Source organism: Pseudomonadota bacterium, from assembly GCA_026388315.1.
Classification (GTDB): domain Bacteria; phylum Desulfobacterota; class Syntrophorhabdia; order Syntrophorhabdales; family Syntrophorhabdaceae; genus MWEV01.
The window spans coordinates 1-19,515 of the sequence record JAPLKA010000008.1 but is presented as its reverse complement, the minus strand read 5'-3'; the positions used below and the strand labels follow the sequence as shown (position 1 = coordinate 19,515).

Annotated in this window: 15 protein-coding genes and 1 pseudogene; 4 read left to right on the top strand and 12 right to left on the bottom strand. The window is 47.8% G+C overall.

Features of this window, described 5'->3' with window-relative positions; genetic code table 11:
* Window positions 1-865: 865 nt before the first annotated feature.
* The 4 genes from dcm to NTX75_00355 form a co-directional block, all read right to left on the bottom strand.
* A complete protein-coding gene (gene dcm / locus NTX75_00370) occupies window positions 866-2,188 on the bottom strand; it encodes a DNA (cytosine-5-)-methyltransferase (GenBank protein ID MCX5814683.1) in 1,323 nt (440 codons plus the stop codon).
* Complete coding sequence (locus NTX75_00365) at window positions 2,175-2,678, bottom strand: very short patch repair endonuclease (protein ID MCX5814682.1); 504 nt, start codon at window positions 2,676-2,678, stop codon at window positions 2,175-2,177. The genes dcm and NTX75_00365 overlap by 14 nt, the downstream gene beginning before the upstream one ends.
* A gap of 66 nt (window positions 2,679-2,744) precedes the next feature.
* Window positions 2,745-3,602 carry a hypothetical protein gene (locus NTX75_00360; protein MCX5814681.1) on the bottom strand — a complete coding sequence of 286 codons (858 nt, stop codon included), beginning with the start codon at window positions 3,600-3,602 and terminating at the stop codon, window positions 2,745-2,747.
* Window positions 3,595-4,743: a hypothetical protein gene (locus NTX75_00355; GenBank protein MCX5814680.1), complete on the bottom strand. Its 1,149-nt coding sequence runs from the start codon at window positions 4,741-4,743 to the stop codon at window positions 3,595-3,597. The genes NTX75_00360 and NTX75_00355 overlap by 8 nt, the downstream gene beginning before the upstream one ends.
* Before the next feature lie 1,181 nt (window positions 4,744-5,924).
* Here NTX75_00355 and NTX75_00350 point away from each other — a divergent pair.
* A complete protein-coding gene (locus NTX75_00350; protein MCX5814679.1) occupies window positions 5,925-6,131 on the top strand; it encodes a type II toxin-antitoxin system HicB family antitoxin in 207 nt (68 codons plus the stop codon).
* Window positions 6,128-6,349 carry a type II toxin-antitoxin system HicA family toxin gene (locus tag NTX75_00345; GenBank protein MCX5814678.1) on the top strand — a complete coding sequence of 74 codons (222 nt, stop codon included), beginning with the start codon at window positions 6,128-6,130 and terminating at the stop codon, window positions 6,347-6,349. Before NTX75_00350 ends, NTX75_00345 begins: the two co-directional genes overlap by 4 nt.
* Before the next feature lie 389 nt (window positions 6,350-6,738).
* Here NTX75_00345 and NTX75_00340 read toward each other — a convergent pair whose 3' ends face one another.
* The 3 genes from NTX75_00340 to NTX75_00330 all read right to left on the bottom strand — a co-directional run bounded on the left by NTX75_00340 (window position 6,739) and on the right by NTX75_00330 (window position 7,795).
* Window positions 6,739-6,960, bottom strand: coding sequence for a hypothetical protein (locus NTX75_00340; GenBank protein MCX5814677.1), 222 nt, complete (start codon window positions 6,958-6,960; stop codon window positions 6,739-6,741).
* 104 nt (window positions 6,961-7,064) lie between these two features.
* On the bottom strand, window positions 7,065-7,331 hold the full coding sequence (locus NTX75_00335) for a hypothetical protein (GenBank protein ID MCX5814676.1): 267 nt from the start codon (window positions 7,329-7,331) through the stop codon (window positions 7,065-7,067).
* A gap of 137 nt (window positions 7,332-7,468) precedes the next feature.
* On the bottom strand, window positions 7,469-7,795 hold the full coding sequence (locus tag NTX75_00330; protein MCX5814675.1) for a DUF86 domain-containing protein: 327 nt from the start codon (window positions 7,793-7,795) through the stop codon (window positions 7,469-7,471).
* Here NTX75_00330 and NTX75_00325 point away from each other — a divergent pair.
* A pseudogene (locus tag NTX75_00325) lies at window positions 7,751-8,152 on the top strand (thiamine pyrophosphate-binding protein). The gene NTX75_00330 and the pseudogene NTX75_00325 sit on opposite strands and share 45 nt — an antisense overlap.
* Window positions 8,153-8,409: 257 nt before the next feature.
* Window positions 8,410-9,840 (top strand): HD domain-containing protein, encoded by a 1,431-nt coding sequence (locus NTX75_00320; protein MCX5814674.1) that lies wholly within the window; start codon window positions 8,410-8,412, stop codon window positions 9,838-9,840.
* Window positions 9,841-9,991: 151 nt separating this feature from the next.
* Here the strand turns inward: NTX75_00320 and NTX75_00315 are convergent, their stop codons facing one another.
* From NTX75_00315 to NTX75_00295, 5 genes are all read right to left on the bottom strand, one after another.
* Window positions 9,992-11,329: a transporter substrate-binding domain-containing protein gene (locus NTX75_00315; protein ID MCX5814673.1), complete on the bottom strand. Its 1,338-nt coding sequence runs from the start codon at window positions 11,327-11,329 to the stop codon at window positions 9,992-9,994.
* Window positions 11,330-11,940: 611 nt separating this feature from the next.
* The gene (locus tag NTX75_00310) at window positions 11,941-13,068 is read right to left on the bottom strand and encodes an ATP-binding protein (GenBank protein ID MCX5814672.1); all 1,128 of its coding nucleotides are present in this window, start codon (window positions 13,066-13,068) and stop codon (window positions 11,941-11,943) included.
* A gap of 244 nt (window positions 13,069-13,312) precedes the next feature.
* Entirely contained in the window at window positions 13,313-14,998 is a 1,686-nt protein-coding gene (gene ettA / locus NTX75_00305) for an energy-dependent translational throttle protein EttA (protein MCX5814671.1), read from the bottom strand.
* A 352-nt stretch (window positions 14,999-15,350) separates the two neighbouring features.
* Window positions 15,351-17,204 carry a carbon starvation protein A gene (locus NTX75_00300; GenBank protein ID MCX5814670.1) on the bottom strand — a complete coding sequence of 618 codons (1,854 nt, stop codon included), beginning with the start codon at window positions 17,202-17,204 and terminating at the stop codon, window positions 15,351-15,353.
* A gap of 117 nt (window positions 17,205-17,321) precedes the next feature.
* A complete protein-coding gene (locus tag NTX75_00295) occupies window positions 17,322-19,235 on the bottom strand; it encodes a L,D-transpeptidase family protein (protein ID MCX5814669.1) in 1,914 nt (637 codons plus the stop codon).
* Window positions 19,236-19,515 lie beyond the last annotated feature (280 nt).

Here is a 19,515-nt window from a genome sequence, read left to right as displayed (position 1 = left end):
GTATTTATTTACTGCCTCCCGGACAAGCTGAGCCATTGAAACATCTCTCCTTTGAGATTCTCTTTCTATCTCAGCCAACAAATCATCCGGGAAAAAGAATTGCACCCTTTTTGTCATACTCATGATTGTTCTCCTTTATATCAGTATATCATGATACTGATATATGTCAAGTCAAACATATGGTTTATAATTAGACTCGTATCAACACCTTATGCTACCGGCTTGACTTACTTAATTTATGGATTTTGATTTGTAACTATACCAAACTGAACCCGGGGGAAGTGGCCTTGCGCGCCTGTGCCCCGAATTCCAATATGCTATCAAATTGATATTAATGGGAAACTATTTCTTCAGCTTCCACTCCGGGCGGATTACCCTTGCAGCGATTCGATTCCGTTCAATCTTCTAACTTGCCACTGGGCTTCGAACAAATCAGATTGGCCTAACTGCGGCCTGGCCGCAGGCACACTTCATCTCATCAGCAGGGTACCCAATCCGTCCTCGATGTTCGCTGCAAGAAACAGTTTCCCTTTCTGTATAAGGATCATCTTAATCGCATATTGGAAGAATGGGTATTTCGCGCCTGACTTTGTTGCCTGCGAACTCGTCGCATCCTCGTGCCACCCGCGAACCCGGTTTTATGCATTGAATAATGTTGGGAGTGTGCGGGTACCCGACTAAATAAGTCGGTAGCCGTTGAACAGTGGCTACGCTTCCGGTTGTCAACCCCTTGCTTTCGCGCCATTTATCAAAAGTTACTTCGGCCAGAAATACTTATAAAATCTGAAATGAAAAAATTATTTAAATAGTGAAGGACGCCCCATCCTATGTCCCATAATTCAATGAGTGTCCTTCATCCCATGACCTATTTGCCCCCATTAAGGAGTTGCCTCGCTATGGCTTCCGCTACCCCAACGTGTACCGCATTACCGAGGGCCTTGAAAGCCTTCGTACGAGACTTGGGTAGTCTATGATGATCCGGAAACCCCTGTAGTCTCCGCCCCTCGATTCGAGACAAGAACCGCTGCTCGGGTCCCAGTATCGGAATCTGTGTGCTTGTCATAGCGACAAGAGAAGGAGACGTAGAATACCTTTTGGCCCTCAGTCCAGATGGACGAAATTGAAGAACATGTTTCCACAAATCTCTTTCTTCACCCTGGCAATTCCATTCGAGTTTACGAAGTGAAGGTGGAAAGCGTCCAAGCTTCTGAGTCCATTCCTCTGAAATGTATTCGCGGTGTTGTTGAAACCATTCTCTGTTTTGCCGAATAAAGTTGATCTTCCATCTAGGGAACTCGGTTTTCTCCGTGCGGGCATACTTAGGAAGCAGGTCAAGCAAATACTCGCGTGTTAGTTCTCCTTCCGTAAGCTGTCCATTTAAACAACGCTGTAATTCAACTGTCGGCGTTACGTAAGGCGTGTAGATTTCAAATGGGTATGAGGCATTAATCTCGGCCCCCCAGATAGGGAAGGATGGAAGCTGAACTTTGTCTTCGGGAAGCCTTGCTAAGAAAACGTTCCAATGATTTATACATTCTCTCTGCATTTCAGTAAGCCGTGTCTCAGCATGATCATCATCAGTCAAATCATTATGCGGCTGCACAATAGACGTGAGACTCGTTGCACTATGACGATTGACGCAGGGAAACGGGTCGGAGGGTAGTTTCCCCTGCTTGGCAACAATGAAAAACCTTTCCCGGGAATGCGGGTAGCCGAGATGGTGAGGCGAAATCAATCCTGACCCTCCACTCGTGACATGTTCTGTACCACGAACATCATAATCTAATGCCTCGAGTTTACTTTTCACAACCCGCCATGTGCGACCGCCGTCATGTCGTTCAAAGTTTCCCACGTTTTCGAGAATCAAATATTCAGGTCGGCGTTTTTCGAGAATATATATGATTTCATCAAAAAGAGTACCTTGTATTTCGTCATGTAAACCCAATTGCGAGCCGGATTTGGAAAACGGCTGACATGGGAACCCCGCGCACAAAATTTCATGAGCAGGTACCTGGTCTCTGGACGCTCGTATATCCCCAAACACTTTGTCTTTTGCACTCGGAAAATTCTCGACGTAAAGCTCCTGGAGTTCATTGTCGATTTCCGATGCAAAAACACATTCGAGGCTAAGTCGTTTCATCGCTTCGTGAAAGCCGCCAAGACCGGAAAATAAATCAATGAATCTCATAATTATCTGCCTTTGGCTCGACCAGAACGGACCGCTTTCTCCGAAGAATGGACTCAACAATTCCTCTGACTACTGATGCAGCCGCCTTCGGATCTTGCTTGATAGTTGTCTCCCATAACCTCACAACGTGCCACCCAGTCTTGTTAAGCAAAAGATCAGTGCGTTTGTCTCGCTCAATATTCGATGCTATTTTTGCAAGCCAATATTCTGGGTTGGCTCGTTTCGCGAGTTTTAATTTGAGATCTTCCCAGTTGCGACCATGCCAAAAATCGCCATCACAGAACACAGCCACACGCGGCCCGAGAAACACAATGTCGGGCCTGCCGGGCAGGCCTTCCATGTTCTTGCGATAGCGTAAACCCTGTTTCCACAATTCCTTACGTAGCAGCAACTCGTGTATCGTATCTAAGCTTCGATTCCGACGTTTCGACAGCGAGCTTGATTCCGACGCAGGGCGAAAATGCTTGAATGAAGGCGCCTTACCCACCATTTCTAAGGGTTTTGGATCTAACCCCTGATTTGGCAATATCGATCAAAAATAAAATCATTGCCTCTCCTATCCGTTCAGTTCGGAAAGCTGTTCCGACACCCAGGACTGCAGCTCGTCTATGAGGTTTTTGTCTTTCAGACCACCGGAAAGCAAGTTTAGGATACGAATTCGGTCAAATAAAATGCCCTTATCTTTCGATTGGTCGTGCCAGTCTCGTTCGGTAATTACGCAGGGTACCGCATATGCCTTGACCGGGTTATTGGCCCAGTGAACATATTGATTCCAGGCGTCTACCGGCACCGGGTGCTTGTCCCGCCAGTTATGCCCAGCAGCGCACTGTAACAAGATAACAACCTGCCCGGATCGTGATTCACCGAAGGGAATCCAGCCAACAACGTCCATCCCCCTGTCTTTGAAACGTGGAGCGGGTGCTTCGCAGAATTTTTCGCATAACCGCGAAGATAGCTCCTTAACTTTACGTTTTATCTGGCTTTCCTCGTCAGTTGCATCGTTATCAATGGAATCAAACGGCCAGCCAAAAACAAGCGTCTGTCCAGACAGATAACGTCCGATAGCTTCACTTGTGAGCCTTTCGAAGAGCTTCGCTGGTAATTGCGACCCGCCTTGAACGCCAAACAAGGAAAGTAATAAACATGCAATGTACTCTGAACGTGACCCTGCGCCAGGGAGGGGTTGAACCGTGTGATCTTCAATCGTGAAAAAAGGTGGAGAATAAAGCTTGTGGCGATAATTCAGTTCGCGCCAAACACTTGTCAGAAAAACTTCTGCCGGTTCCTCTCCTGAAGCCTGTTCCAGCATCGACGCTACAGATGACTTAGACAGCCCTTCCTCCGTAAGAGAGATCGTCAGTTCAATCCAGTCGGCTACGTCTGTTTCAGAACTTGGATCTCGTATTTCAATCACCTGAGCGCCTCACTGCCTTGACAAGCTCCTTAGCTGTGCGCTCACACTTCTCTGCTTCGAGAATAACCTCAGCCGTGTTGTGTCTGTGAGCTATGCCCAGTGCACTTTCAAGTCTCGAATTGGCTAAAGCGATATATTTCAGTAGCATCGTTTCTTCTCCATCAGACCGATCATACGCTGCCACCAAATCTCTGTTTGTTGTTAAGTAGGATACGGCTTCGTCGCTTGCGACAACGTGTGATAGGTATGTGGTAATATCCCTCGAGTCCTTTATGACCGGCCGCTCTTTTTTCCCATCTCCGAAAATCCAAGACATCACATTTTTCAGATTCTCCACGTGATCTTTGGAAACGGGTTCATCGTAGTTCACCTCGGCCAGCTTCTTAGGTAAACCCAGGTATCGCTTTATATTGCCCTGTCCTATTGCGAGAAGCAGTAGGGAAAAGTCCTCCTCTGCTGCATCGGTATCAAAATCGAATTCGTCTGCAACCTGTTTAAGCAATCTATAGCAGACATAGTTCTTTACAACTGCACTTTGTTTATCACCTATCTGGCCTTCAATATCTTTGATGGCGCGACCGTCGTTGATCATCTTGACGATATAGCGCGCCTTCGAATAGGCGCCCCATCTTTGTATGCCCACAATATGGCGAACCCCTAAATAGGGCAGAACTTCACTTCTCTCTCGATAGACAATAACGGGAAGTGTCTGCAATTCTGCTTTTATCTTTTCAGATATAGTTGGCCAACTCTTAATGCGCAGTTTTGCCCTTAGCTGGGAGTCCAGAAGCAGTTTCACTGTGGCCAGCCGTCTGTTTCCCTCAACTACTATCAAGGCGGTATCGTCGTTACTAATGTAGTCTCGAAAAGCATGATCTGCTTTACCAGTTGTGGACTTTTTGGGTAGGCTTTGCGGAATGGCCACTAAAGGTTCTTCGTCGAAATATCCATTTTGCGCCATTGAGTCTGCAAGTTCCTCCAAGTTGAATCCTTTGTGCAGTATACTTAGCAGTTCGAACTGACTACAGTCTTTCGCCTCTTGAGAAAGTCTCGGGTTCTCTCCATCCAGGTGAAGGAGTTCTGTGGATTTATTGATCTGTAATCGTTTCTGTCCATTTCCAGAAATATTAACAGCAGGCATCTTAAACTCCTTTGAAGCCCAAGGAGGGCTTACGATAAATAGGATAATGTGGGCCTATTAAAAAGCAATTAGAAGTCAACGTTATTTAAGCCCCCCGTTCCCTTGCCAACGTCATGCTGAAAAATCTTATTAATACAAGCCACCATTTGTCAACAAAAACCTACAGGATCATTTTCTTACCACCCAAAGACCATGTTGAGAAAGGGGGAAGATAGTAAAGAACTTTTTCTTCTCTCGTTCCCTATTTCGTTGGTAATGGAAGGGACGCGAGGGACGTCCTTCAATATTTCAATATCTCCCTGCTGCCGATTACATTGATATGCCATTGCTCCCCCAAAGATGCAGTGAATAGCCATTGGTGAATGGTGAATAGAAAAACCATTGAGCCTGCTTTTCCCGCATCTGCCTTTTGTGCTATGTGCCTTTCTGACCTGGCATGATGAATTGAATACTTTATTTTCCTAATTTATTCATGCAATTGCAAGTGTTTTCTTTCTCAGCATCTAATAAAGCAATTGCGAAAGTAAAAGTATACAGCGGATAGCGTAGAGCGGGTAGGGTGACCGTGAGACGTCCGATTGAGAACCGAGGTGGCCTGTTGGAAAAAGCAGCTAATCACTTATTTACTTAATTACTCTGACGGAAACAGTTTCCGTCACCGCCACGGAAAGATTTGTAGCAACAGTTGCTATGACTTCTAAAATCTCAGGAAAGTCAATATAGGAGATGTTTTGCGAGATTTGACTTTTTTAGAGAAACTGACTGGGGTCAAATCTTTATTCTTGACTTTAGGCACGAAAACCCGCCTGATATCCAAAAAACTGGTTTCTCAATTCGAAACTGCCTGGGGTCAAATCTTTATCCTTGACATTAGGCACGAAAACCCGCCTGATATTCAAAAGCTCGGTATAGGAGAGGGGTCAGCCAATGTTTTTATCTCTTCTGCTGCCTGGAGAATGTCGACGAGATTCTTTTTTTATCTCATCGTTTGTAGATAACAGTCCTTATTTTTTCAAATTGTGCCCGGGGATTGCAAATATATTTTCCATCAGATACGCGGAAATGGCCGCTGTGTATCATTTCACAACATTACATTCCTGCAGATAATCGTTTTTATTGGAATACAAACGATATTGTGAGATAATTAGTATTATGAAGAAGCAAGAGGGAGGTTTGAACTGATGAGGCAAGTCGTTGTTTACCCAGGAGAGGATGGCTGGTGGGTAGCAGAGTGCCCGAGTCTGCCGGGTTGTATAAGCCAGGGCAAGACAAAGGAAGAAGCCGTAGAAAATATTAAAGAAGCAATCCGAGGCTATATAGTTGCACTCAAGGAAGACAATATTGTCGTTCCCGAGGATAGGCTTGATGCCTTGCTTGTCGCGGTATGAGCAACCTACCACGAATCTCCGGACGCGAATGTATTAAGGCCCTCGACAAGGTCGGATTCTATTTTAAAAGACAGGAAGGAAGCCATATTGTCTTGCGAAGAGATGATCCTTTTGCGCAGGTAGTTGTGCCTGATCATAAAGAACTCGACAGAGGAACACTCCGGGCAATCATCAAGGCAACGGGTCTTGGTGTCGATGAGTTCAAGAAGTTGCTATAGCGACGACCACCCCGATAGATCATTGTTTCCCCAAAGATGCAGTGAATAGTTGTTAGTGAATAGCAAAACCATTGAATCTGCTTTCCCCGCCACCGCCGCGGAGCGCACAAAAGAAATCCTGTTTCTCGCATAGCGGGCAAGAAGAAGGAAAGGGCTGGCGAACCATGATCGATCTCGCGGATATGCTTTGGAGAGATTTGTCGCAACTGTTGCGACAACTTCCAAAATCTCATGAAAGTCAATGCAGAAGCTGTTTTACGAGATATCACTTTTTTCAAAGATACTGACGGGGTGCCCACTAATGGGTGACCCCCAACCCCCCCGGTCCGGCACACATAAAAAAAAGGGCTTAGAGCCCCTTTTAAATTTCTTAGAGCAAAATTGTTGTGTTAGAGCGCTGCCGGTTTTGTGCCAACTATTGGTGGTTTTTTGTCTTCTTCGTTTTTGTCTTTCTCACTATTTTTCTCTGGTGCTGTCTTATGTATTCCACCATTCGGCGATGCCTTTTTTGCAGGTACTGTCTTACCAGGCACCGCCATTTGTGCGAAAGCAGGTGTCATGAAGACAATGCCTGCAAGAATTGCTACTACAATTACTAAAAACTTTTTCATGATTACTACCTCCTCTCACCGACAGGAATTCGCTTTTCAGCGCACGATATGAATAACACAAGAAAAACAAACTATCAATACGAACGTGTCGATAAAATTAGTCATCAGTGAATAGTAAAACCATTGAACCTGCTTTCCCCGCAGCCGCTTGAAGCGCACAAAAGAAATCCTGTTTCTCGCATAGCGGGCAAGAAGAAGGAAAGGGCTGGCGAACCATGATCGATCTCGCGGATATGCTTTGGAGAGATTTGTCGCAACTGTTGCGACAACTTCCAAAATCTCCGGAAAGTAAATGCAGAAGCTGTTTTACGAGATTTCACTTTTTCATAGAAACTGACAGGGGTCAAATCTTTATTCTTGACTTTAGGCACGAAAACCCGCCTGATATCCAAAAAACTGGTTTCTCAATTCTGGATGCCCCCGGTTTACGACCTGCCGGGGCAGGCTTATCAAGTCCGGCATGACTAATAATGCGCCGCTCGATGCGGCGGCGGGAATGGTTTATCTTTCAACCTCTTTTTGTAGGGATTAGCTTTTCAAACAGAGGTTTCAATTCCGGTAATCGTTCCTGCGCGACCTTCCAGACGGTCTTCAGGTCTACACCCATGTAATCGTGAATGAGCACGTCGCGCATACCGGCCATTTTGCTCCAGGGAATGTCAGGATGTTTCTGGCGAAACGATGCGGGTATGCGTTTGGTGGCTTCGCCAAGGACTTCGAGGCTCCTGATCACCGCATTGACAGTCTTCTTGTCCTCTGCAAATGTCTCGTAATGCATACCACGGGTGAACTCCAGCGAAGTAATTTGAAATTGATTAATACGTGCGATGAACAGGGCGCCGGTTTTGCGGCAGACGCATATGCCAGAGTCAACGGCCTCGGGGTAGTCTGTGTTACCTATAGCGTCGGGGGTTTGAAAGTGGTTAACACGACTGCCCAGGCATTTGCTGAGAAGTCGCCTGTGGTCGTAATCAGCGGTGCACCGGGAAGAAACGAACGCATAAAGACGGCCCTCATCCATCATAGGGTTCGAGATTTTGACACACAGTTGAAGATTTTCGAGCAGATCACCGTGGCCTCGACCATAATCAACGACCACCAGACTGCCTGCCGTGAAATCGACCGCGTGCTGAATGAGGCATTACGGTACAAGCGGCCCGTGTATATAGAATTGCCCCGCGATATCATTTCGCTTCCCGTAACCCCTTACCGGCAGACTATAGAGGAAACGAACCGTCATATTGAAGAAGAGTTGGAAGAGGCCATGAATGAGGCAACAAGTGTGCGAATTCGCTGGTCAAAATCCTCTTGACACACAAGATCCTTCTTCATATAATTCTACTGTGAAAAAGGAAGTTCTTATCAATTAAATGTTGAGAAATAAAATTCCTGGGATCTTTTGACGGTCCGCGTCGTTTGCCGCCTTCATGCGATCGCCGGAGGGGTGCCGTGCCATTCAGAAACGCTGCCGTTATTGCCGCCAACATTTTACGAACGCCGACGCTAAGAAACATTTTCATCCTGTGTCTGACTATCTCGGTTCTTTTACCCACCTACAGCACTTTTTTTATCATGCCGTCCTTCAGCGAACAACTGACGAGAAACACCGAAGATGATGCCAGCCGGACCGCAGCCCACCTTGCTTCTATGCTGTTCCTGCACTCCAGTGACTTGACAAGGGAAATTTTCTCCCCGGAAATCATCCGTGACATAGAGCAGTCCAAGAAGGATCTGCAATTGGAAAAGATTAAAGCGTTTTCCAAGTCGGGCGAGATCATCTATTCCTCGGATGCGCTGGACATAGGAAAAATGAATCAGAAAACTTACTTCCATGAGATTGTCGCCAAAGGCCGGATTTACTCACTCATTGTCAGGAAAAACAGCGAAACAGCAGAGAATCGCATCGTGGACAGAGACGTAGCGGAAGTCTACATTCCCATAATGCGTGACAACGAATTCAAAGGGGCCTTTGAAATCTACTATGACATAACGGTTCGCAAACAGAATCTTTCCAGTTTGCTCAAACAGTCTTCCATCATTCTCTATACGATTGCGGTCATTCTATTGCTGTCTGTCGTCTTCATGCTGCTCAATGTGAGCGAATCCATGGTCCGCCGGGAAAAGGCCGAGGGAGCCTTGCAGGAGTCCCACAACCGCTTGCAGGGGTTGGTTGCGGAACAAGTGAATGAAATTATTGTCACCCAGAAGACCTCTGTTGAAGCGCTGGCAATATTAGCAGAGCACTATGATTACGATACAGGAGAACACCTAATCAGGATACAGGAATACGTCGAGATTCTGACATCATGGCTTCAGAAAAATCCCCCCTATGACACATACATCAGCAACAAGCCGACATACATCAACGACGTCCGATTTGCCTCCCTGTTGCATGACATCGGGAAAGTGGCTATCTCACGGGAGATATTGACGAAACCGGGGAAACTCACTTCGGAGGAGTTTGACAAGGTAAAAGAACATACGCTGATCGCCGGAGAAGTGCTCAACGAGGCCAACGCGGCTTTTGTAAAATCCTTCGGTAAAGACAGCTATCTGGCATTGGCAAGAGACATCGCTCTGTTCCATCATGAAAAATGGGACGGGAGCGGCTATCCCAATGGTCTGAAAGGAGAAGCCATCCCTCTCTCCGCGAGGATTGTGGCGCTGGCGGATGTTTATGACGCATTAAGGAGCGCGAGACCCTATAAGGAAGCGTTTACCCATATGGATTCCGTAAATATCATCGTCAGTGAAAAAGAAAAGCATTTCGATCCTTACGTGGTGGAGGCTTTCCTGGCCCAAGCCGACAAGTTTTCCGAGATCTCTTCGCACCCTGGAAAGCTGAGGGGTCTGCCGTTGACGCCGGACAGAGGCCCATAGGGCTGCGCTATGACTCCCTGCTGCCGATTGGAAACTCTATGATGCAGTGAATAGTTGTTAGCTGTTGCACGTCTACTCATGCATCAAAAATCGCTTCGGCCATAAGAACCAAAAACCAAAATGAAAAAAGCTGTTGAAATAATGAAGGACGTTATTTACTATGACGGTTTTTCTTCGGCGAGATCTGCTCCCGGGCATTGCGTTTCTCATCCATGTTCTTGAGCGTCAGCTTGTAGGCGATGTAATACTTGTAGATGCTGCGGACGTAGGCTGTGGTCTGAAAACCGACCTTCTCGGCGGTCACCAGTTCGACGTTGTGAAACCATATGTTCGGGTCGAGTCCGCGCTTCTCCGCCAGTTTGCGCATCTTCGAGATTTTCTGCGGCCCGGCATTGTAGCTCGCAAAGGCGAAGAGCGTGCGGTCTTGTTCGCTGAAGTTCTTGTCCGGGAAATAGCGCGATATGAGTAAGTCCATATATTTTACGCCCGCGTGGATATTTGGTTCGGTCTCCCCGACATTTCCCACTTTCAGAAATGCCCCGGTCTTCGGCATGATCTGCATGATGCCTATGGCGCCGGCGTGGCTGCGCTTGTTCTGATCCAGGCCGGATTCCTGGTAGCCCTGTGCAGCGAGCATCAACGGGTCGAACTGGTACTTATGTCCGTATTTCTCGAACATGGCAAGGGTTTGCTCGAAGCGCTTCCACTCGGCATCGCCCGTCGGGTTATTGATCTGCTTGATGCGTTTCTGATATTGCGCCAGGCGGCTCTCGATGATACCCTGTTTCTTAAGATAGTTCTTGTGGAAGTCCCGGATTTCAGCTTCAAGCTTCGGGCTGCCCTTTCGGATTGCCCAACCTATCCTGCCGCTGCTTCGGAGAACGATATCCTCTCGGACCTTGATCATGGGCAGCACCTGCGCCCATATTTTTGCCATCCAGTTGTCGACTACGAGGAATTCGAAGAGTCCTGCGTTAAGCATCTCCATCAGATCTTCATCCTCAAGGGCATCGGGGACAAGGATAATTTTGACCGGGGCCTTCTTTTCCTGTTGAAAACGCATGTTCAGAGACGACAGGCTCTCATAGTAGCTTGATGCCTTGCGCACGTGCACGGTCTTGCCGGCAAGATCGTCGATTATGCCGACAGCGGGCGACTTCGGTCCCGTCACCAGGACCTCAGATACACGGGGCACTTCCTCGGGCGCAACGAAGTCCACCGTCTTCAGGCGCTCGTCGGTCACTGTAATATTGCCGGTGGCGATGTCGCCCAAGCCATTGGCCACGTCCGTAAGCAGTGTATCCCGTGTGCATGGAATGATAAATACCGTCAAATGACGCTTGCCGATCTTTCTGGCATATTTTTTGTTGAGGTAGCGCTCAAAATCACGTACCGTATCCCCGGTCACGCCTCGCTCCCGGCCCTTGTCGTGAAAGTATAACGTGCGGCTTTGCGGCACAAGTACCCGTATCCTCCGGTACTCCAGCATTTTATCGAAGTCCCCTGTCCACTCTTTGCTTGTGAGGATAAGGCCCCGCGGTTGCTTCCGGCCGTTTTCAGCCGCCGCCGGTTTCTGAATATCCCCGGCGAGCGCCGTCGGCTTATCCGCAGGTTGCCTGAATACCAGGTACGACACGGCGACAGTCATTAGAATGGCCAACCCCAGGCACAATGAGTAGATGCGTCCCTTTTCCCTCACGGACAGCTTCTTCGGTTTCCCCGGTTCCTTGCCGGGGACTGTTGCGTCATGAACCGGGGCGGGTGAATCTGACGGCAGGCCTGGCTTGATCTCTGCAGCAAGCTGATGCTTCCATTTATAGTACGTGGAACTGGAGATGTTGTATTTGATAAGACCTTCGCGGATCGAAGAGCACTGTTTGATAGCCTTTATGATCTTGTATTTCTGCTCAGGGGTGAACACCCTTTTCGGTTTTTGTCTGTTGTCTTTCATGCCCTTATGCCCCCCCTTGTATCAGACAAAAAATCAGCATATTTGTCCAATAACATAAAAACAGGGCAATATAAAGGGGCAACTATATAAAATGACAAAAAGTCAGTTGCTGTCACCTGCGAGCAGAATCTGCACGAGGTAAATTTGCCCTACGCCTCCAGCCCTGCAAGCCAGGCTCCGGCGGAAGTCACCGAAACACCTTTGACAGTCTCTTCCTGTCGCAGGTTTTGAACGAGCTGAAAAGCGTCTGTGTCGGGTATCCTTTCATGGAAATAGAGAAGGCCGGGAGAAGGCTTATTGTCTTTCAGCTTGACTTCAATGAGTGTTGTGATCCGGTCTTCCCTACAGAGGGCGAAATCCAATTCCTGACCGTTCCTTGTTCTCACATAGCGGAGGGAAATATCCTCTCCGGTTGTATCCTGAAGATATTGTACGTGTTTCAGCAGGCAGACGGCGCAGGTGTTTTCCAGCTTTATTCCTTCATTTTCCAGTACATAACCACTGTCGAAGAAGTATACCTTCGGTTCCTTCAGAATGGCCCTGGCAATATTTGCATGATATGGCCGTACAAGAAAAATAATGCAGAGACTCTCCAGGATATCGATATATTTCCGCACCGTATTGGGCGCAATCTGCAGATCTTCCGCTATAGATGTGTAGGAGAGGGGGGAACCGACACGTTTTCGTAACAGTTCGACGAGAAGCCGGATAGCCTTAATTTCCTGAATTCTGCTGAATTCAAGGATATCTTCCCTTATCAGGTCGGTATAATACTGATTGCGCCAGCGTGCCGCCTCTGTTTCAGACCCTGAAAGGAATGGTTCGGGAAAACCGCCCAGCAGGTTCAGAAGGTTCAGCGCTTCTCCGGGGGGAAGGGTGCCCTTCAGTTCTCTGACAGATATGGGATGCAGGCGGTATGGAAAATAACGGCCGGCGAGAGATTCACCGGTTTGCCGGAATGTATCGAGCCGTGCGCTCCCCGTAAGCAGAATCGCCTGTCCTTTTGGCCGGGTGTCATAGACCCCTTTGACGAACCTTTTCCAGTCCTTCATCTTGTGTATCTCGTCAAGGATAAGGATGTCTGCGTTGAGAGACCATGTCTGGTTGAGAATGATGCGGGCGTCTTCGATGCTATCATAATTCAGATACTGGGGGTTGCGGAATTCACGCATAAATTCTTTTGCCAGCCAGGTTTTACCGACCTGCCGCGGTCCGGTCAGAATGACCATCTTTTTTAAAAGATCCTTCTTGATGGCAGTATAGAGATAACGATCCATGTTGACTATTTAGCAATACTTTGCATAAAAGTCAAGACAATTGTGCTAAGTGTTGCATAATTGTCTAACCATCTGAGCTATACCAATTCGGATTCAAAGATAGCACCCAGAGGGTACCCGGGCATCAAGGAGGAACCGACGCAGGCGTACATGTAGTACGTCGAGGAGCGCGACGACGAGATAACGAAGTTATATGAATGAAGGCGAATTGGTATTACATCGATCAGGGATGTAGCCGGCATGTTTACTCTCTGGTCAAGTGTCTGTATTTAATGCGGTGGGGCTGGTCTGCGGCATGGCCGAGACGGGCCTTTCTGTCCGCTTCATACTCGGAATAATTTCCATCAAACCAGATTACTTTGCTGTCGCCCTCGAAAGCGAGCATGTGGGTAGCGATACGATCGAGGAACCATCGGTCGTGGCTGATGACTATGACGCAGCCGGCAAAACTCTCCAATGCTTCTTCCAGGGCACGCATGGTGTTTATGTCCAGGTCGTTGGTAGGTTCGTCAAGGAGAAGGACATTGGCCTCTTCCTTCAGCATGCGGGCCAGATGGACGCGGTTTCTTTCCCCTCCGGAGATCATCGTAACCTTTTTCTGCTGATCAGCCCCGGAAAAATTGAAGCGGGCTACATAGGCGCGCGAATTTACCTGCCGCTTGCCGAGCTGAATAACATCATCTCCGCCGGAAATAACCTCCCAGATACTCTTGCCCGGATCGAGGATATCGCGGCTCTGATCAACGTATGCCAGCTTTACGGTTTCTCCGATCTTGAAGGTGCCGGAATCAGGTTTTTCCTGACCGGTGATCATGCGGAAGAGGGTGGTCTTTCCTGCTCCGTTTGGTCCGATAACTCCTATGATTCCGCCCGGAGGGAGGTTAAAAGTCATTCCTTCTGTAAGAATGTTGTCGCCGTATGCCTTGCGCACATTATCGGCCTCAATGACGACATTGCCCAACCGGGGTCCGGGGGGGATATAGATTTCCAGCTCTTTTGAGCTTTTTTCGATATCGCGGCTGAGGAGTGCCTCATAAGAAGTAATACGCGCTTTCCCTTTTGCGTGGCGTCCTTTGGGAGACATGTGTATCCAATCAAGCTCCCGCTGCAGGGTCTTCTGCCTCGCGCTTTCGGACTTTTCTTCCTGTTGCAGACGATTTTTCTTCTGTTCCAGCCAGGAGGAATAATTCCCTTTCCACGGGATCCCCTGTCCTCTGTCAAGTTCCAGAATCCACCCGGCGACATTGTCGAGGAAATAACGGTCATGAGTCACGGCAATGATAGTGCCCGGATAGCTTTGCAGGTGGTGCTCAAGCCAGGCCACGGTCTCTGCATCGAGATGGTTGGTTGGCTCGTCCAGAAGCAGAATATCCGGCTTCTGCAGGAGCAGTCTGCATAACGCGACACGGCGTTTTTCCCCTCCGGACAGGATATTGACCGGAGTCTCTCCCGGAGGACAGCGCAGGGCATCCATGGCCATCTCAAGGCGTGAATCAAGGTCCCACGCATCCAGCGCTTCCAGCTTCTCCTGTACTTCGCCCTGCCGTTCGATAAGTCTATTCATCTCATCGTCCGACATCGGTTCAGCGAATTTCTCGTTAATAAGATCGTATTCCTTAAGGGCAGCTACTGTTTCATGCACTCCTTCTTCCACAGTCTCCCGCACCGTCTTATTGTCATCCAGTTTCGGCTCCTGTTCAAGGAGCCCTACGGTGTGGCCGGGAGCAAGGACCGTCTCGCCATTGAACTCTTTATCCACTCCTGCCAGAATACGGAGAAGGGAACTTTTTCCTGATCCATTCAGGCCAAGAACACCGATCTTTGCTCCATAAAAATAGGAGAGATAGATATCTTTCAAAATCGGCTTTTTGTCGTAATATTTGCTTACCCCGATCATGGAGTAAATAATCTTGTTCGGTTCGTTGGCCATCGTTATTTCAATCCTTTAGAGGCTTTATTTTATACGGTGAGTATACCATAATTATGTTGCCAGGTATATATACGTGTGGGGTGGCCGGGTGGTGAATAGTAGATAGTGAATAGTAGATAGTAGATAGTGAATAGTGAAGGTATATCCACTATAATTAAGAATTCAAAATTGCCTTGTCATCGCTCCAGGTAGTAAGCATCAGCTTCCTGAGTGGTTGAAACTCCCGGCGTCAAGAGAAGCTTACGCGCAATCAAGAGCAAAAAACTGAGCATTTTATAAATAGCCTTCTACATTTTACAGCCTACGATGAGCAATGCAGTCAGACAGGTTCAAAGTGCACCACGTATAAATTTTAATGCGGATTCTCATCCTCAACTTTTGCCAGAACATGATCTCCCCAGTTATCCGTCACCATATCTTTAATGCGTAAAAGTTTTATTATCTTTATACCTGCAGAAGCGATAATGAGAATAATCAGAAACATTATAAAACCACAGAGAAACGCAAGCAGATAGAGATTATTCGGCAGATAATTCTCGGTTATATTGATGTATCCGGCCCAGAGTGTAATTATTGCCATGGCAATTCCAGGTATAAGAGTTATCCATATATATTTTTTTCTCCCGAGACGGACAAGCATTGTACTTACAATAATCAACGCGCACGCCGCCAGAAGCTGATTGCTGATTCCAAATAACGGCCAGATGGTTGATATTGATCCGGTATAAAGCAGATATCCCCACATGAATGTAAAGACTGATCCGGTAATGACCATTCCTGGAAGCCAGTTATGGTCATTGAATTTTGGAATAAATTTCCCGGTCATCTCCTGCAGGAGAAATCTGCCTGCCCTTGTTCCTGCATCAATAAGTGTAAGTATAAATACAGCCTCAAACATTATGGCAAAATGATACCAGTACGACATCAGTTTATCCATGGCAGGGATTTTTGAAAATATATAGGCTATTCCAACAGCAAGAGAAACTGCTCCGCCGGGCCTGCCCTGAAGTTTCTCTTCGACCATGTCAGAAAGCCAGGGAAGATCAAAGGGATGCATGCCCAGTTTTGAGTACATTTCAGTCGATGAATTAATTGCGAAATAATCGGCAGGCACAAGAACTGAGGCAGCTATCAGGGCCATCATGGCTACAACCCCTTCAAACAGCATGGCGCCGTATCCGACAAATAAAATATCTTTTTCGCTGGCTATCATCTTTGGTGTTGTGCCGGATGCGATTGTCGCATGGAACCCGGAGATTGCCCCGCAAGCGATGGTTATGAAGATAAACGGGAAAACACCGCCCGGGACAACGGGTCCGCCTCCATGGATATATTGGGTAAATGGCGGCATTTGAAAGGTCGGTCGCAGAAAAATAATCCCTGTAGCGAGCGCAGCAATTGTAACGATCTTCAAAAAAGTCGACAGGTAATCTCTCGGGGCAAGGAGGAGCCACACAGGAAGCACCGAAGCGGTAAACGCATAGACGGGCAGCAATAACGATATCTGTTTTTTGCTCAGTCCGAAAAGTGATGCAAGTATCGGGATTTCGGTAATAAAGCTGCCAAAAAACACAGTCAGGAATAAGATAATGACACCAACAAGACTCGCAATAATCACGGATTTATCTCCAGGCCTTTTCATAATAACACCCATGATTAGCGCAGTCGGTATGGTTGTCGCGACAACCAGCATTCCCCATGGGCTATCAGAAATGGCGTTTGTCATGGCTATTGACGCACCGGCGATTGTTAGAACAAGGATCAGGAGAAATGCAATTGAGGAAACCGTACCTGCAGTTCTTCCAATTTCATTTCTCGCTATATTTGCAAGGCTCTCGCCTCTATGCCGAACTGACGCGAAAAGGACAACAATATCGTGAACAGCTCCTCCGAGCACCGCTCCTATCAAAATCCAGAGCGCGCCAGGTAAAAAACCGAACTGGGCAGCGAGAACAGGCCCAGTGAGCGGACCAGCTCCTGCTATAGCCGCGAAATGATGTCCAAAAAGAACAAAACGGTTTGTTTTATGGTAATCTAAACCATCAGCCATGCTGTCAGAGGGTGTTCGCCGCGACGGATCTATCCGCAAGACTTTTGTCGCTATGAAAAGGCCGTAATACCTGTAAGCTATAGCAAAAATACACAATGCGGCAAATACAAATACAGCCGGACTTAGTATTGCTGATAGGAATTTGCTTTCCAGCATGCGATAGGAATAACACAAGAAAAGTCAAACTATCAATACGATTTTGCCTATTTTATGGTTAAAACCCTGATAATATCTACCAAAAAATCAATATCTACTTGGGTTGTTGATTGTCATTTATAATGTTTTTCCACCGAATACTTTCACGATTTTCTTCACCAAAGCAGGTAGAGACGGATCACGTGCTCCCATGACAAGAACGCAATCGCCTGATCTCACGTCGGTCTTCAGTCTGGTCAGTAACCCGTTGCGATCGTGTACCGCTTGTGCATTGAATGATACGGGACCGAGGCCGTTTATGATATCTTCCGAGGAAATATTTTTCTGGGCAGTACCCCCGGCATAATAGATGGGCAAGAGATAGAACGAGTCATTCTGCCGGAAGATGGTTCGAAAGGTTGCGATGTATTCATCCTTTAAGAATCGCGTCGGACCAAATCCGTGCGGCTGGTATACAGCAATAATGCGCTCTGAAAGGCCCCGCGCAGCGTTCACAGCAGCCGTTATCTTTGCCGGATTATGGGCAAAATCATCGACCACATGCACGTTCTGTCCCGTCTCGTTTACCGCAAAGCGTCGAGCTACACCCTCAAAGCTTTTTACCGCATCGGCAAGAGTCGGCCCCTCGCAACCAAAATGCTCGCACACGCAAAGTGCGGCGCACAGATTTTCAATATTGTGGTTTCCCGGAAGCGGCAAATTGTATTCAATGCCGTTACGAAAAAGCTTAACCGAGGTGGGCAGGAGCTGTTCATGGTCCGGTCGCCAGGAGGCCGGACTGGTTCGGCCAAAGCCCACTGTTGCTGGAAGGGAAGCAAGGATCGGATCGTCCGCATTTGAAGCAGTCCATGAAGATTTTGAAACCAGCGTTTCAAAAAGCCCTTTTATCTCGTCAACGCTCTTGTGGTCCTTAGAGATATTAAGGATAACCGCTATCTCTGGAGAATATTTGACAAGGGTTCCGTCGCTCTCATCCGCCTCTACGACCAGTAGATCGGAGCCGCCGCTCCAGGCATTGCCGATCAGTCCCTGTTTTTCGAGTCTGCGCAAGGGGGCGCCGCTTATGAGAGAGGGTGATTTCCCGCATGCGGTCAAGCATTCAAATATCATTGCCGTCACCGTCGACTTACCGCTTGTACCGGCGACTGCAATGGTTCTTTTTGACGTGATGAGTGCGGCAAGCAGATCGGAGCGATGTACGATGGGAAGACCACGGGCGGCAGCAGCAGCGATGTCGGGGTTCGATTCTTCTATAGCCGTTGAGATGCAGACTACATCAGTATCCGCACCGACACCTGAACCGTCCTGATTGACTATGGCGCACCCGAGCTCCTCAAGCGATTGCCGGATGGAGGCGGTATCCTCGCTGGCAAATAAACGATCGGAACCGGAGACCGCAATCCCCTGAAAGCGCAGATATTGTGCGAGCGCGCTCATGCCGGTGCCGAAAATACCGGTGAAATGGACGCTCCGGCACGGGCTTTTGTCAATAATTATGGGCGGCGGATCGATGCAGATGAGCGCGCCTTCCCTGACAATTTCAAATAGGCGAATGATATCCGGATTCCGTAAGGCCAGGCATCCGTGTGACAAGGGGGTACCTACCAGATCCTCTTGGTTGGTGCCGTGGATATAGATGAAGCGCTCATAGGAATCCACCCCCGCGCCCTTGTTGATTCTCTCCTCCAGGCCTTCCAGTCGCAGAATGCGGGTCAGTATCAAATTATCTTCCTTCAAAACTTGATCCCAATTGATGCCTGTATCCATGCGTTCTTTGAAGATACGCCCCGCAGGAGCTCCGGACCCGATTTTCTCCTTGATTTGATGGACACCGAGGGGTGTCTTGAAGGAGTTCTCACGATTACCGTTGCCGAAACGGGAGGTAGAGGCGTCATATCGCTCGATAATGGTGTTCTTTTCGCAGACGAATAGCGTTTGTGTCTCAATCGATTGGACAAGGTAGAGTTCTTCCGGGTTGGTTAAAAATTTCCGTAATTTGTTGTAAATACGATTTAATTGAGTGGTTTCCATACTGTATTCTTCAAAACCAATGTATTCTTCTGCCTGACTTTTGCTTGGGGCAGGGGGGGGAGCTACATCCCCACGTCCTTTTATTTTGCTATAAACCATGAGCCTTGAGCTATGAGCTTCTTTACGTCCCCGATTACCACTTGAAACGCTCTCCCTGGTAATGGGAATATATTATGCTTCTGTACCTATAACCTTCTTTACCATTTCCTCAAATTCATCAAAACTAAAAGGTTTCTTCAGCGCCCCCCGGAAGCCGTAGTCTTTGTAGTGTTCTATCACC

Excerpts from the sequence above, each read along its gene's own strand:
- NTX75_00350 (MCX5814679.1), top strand. The coding sequence starts at position 5,925 with ATGAGGCAAGTCGTTGTTTACCCAGGAGAGGATGGCTGGTGGGTAGCA.
- ettA (MCX5814671.1), bottom strand. The coding sequence starts at position 14,998 with ATGGCCAACGAACCGAACAAGATTATTTACTCCATGATCGGGGTAAGC.
- dcm (MCX5814683.1), bottom strand. The coding sequence starts at position 2,188 with ATGAGATTCATTGATTTATTTTCCGGTCTTGGCGGCTTTCACGAAGCG.
- NTX75_00345 (MCX5814678.1), top strand. The coding sequence starts at position 6,128 with ATGAGCAACCTACCACGAATCTCCGGACGCGAATGTATTAAGGCCCTC.
- NTX75_00365 (MCX5814682.1), bottom strand. The coding sequence starts at position 2,678 with ATGGTGGGTAAGGCGCCTTCATTCAAGCATTTTCGCCCTGCGTCGGAA.
- NTX75_00355 (MCX5814680.1), bottom strand. The coding sequence starts at position 4,743 with ATGCCTGCTGTTAATATTTCTGGAAATGGACAGAAACGATTACAGATC.
- NTX75_00340 (MCX5814677.1), bottom strand. The coding sequence starts at position 6,960 with ATGAAAAAGTTTTTAGTAATTGTAGTAGCAATTCTTGCAGGCATTGTC.
- NTX75_00315 (MCX5814673.1), bottom strand. The coding sequence starts at position 11,329 with ATGCTGGAGTACCGGAGGATACGGGTACTTGTGCCGCAAAGCCGCACG.
- NTX75_00295 (MCX5814669.1), bottom strand. The coding sequence starts at position 19,235 with ATGGAAACCACTCAATTAAATCGTATTTACAACAAATTACGGAAATTT.
- NTX75_00310 (MCX5814672.1), bottom strand. The coding sequence starts at position 13,068 with ATGGATCGTTATCTCTATACTGCCATCAAGAAGGATCTTTTAAAAAAG.
- NTX75_00300 (MCX5814670.1), bottom strand. The coding sequence starts at position 17,204 with ATGCTGGAAAGCAAATTCCTATCAGCAATACTAAGTCCGGCTGTATTT.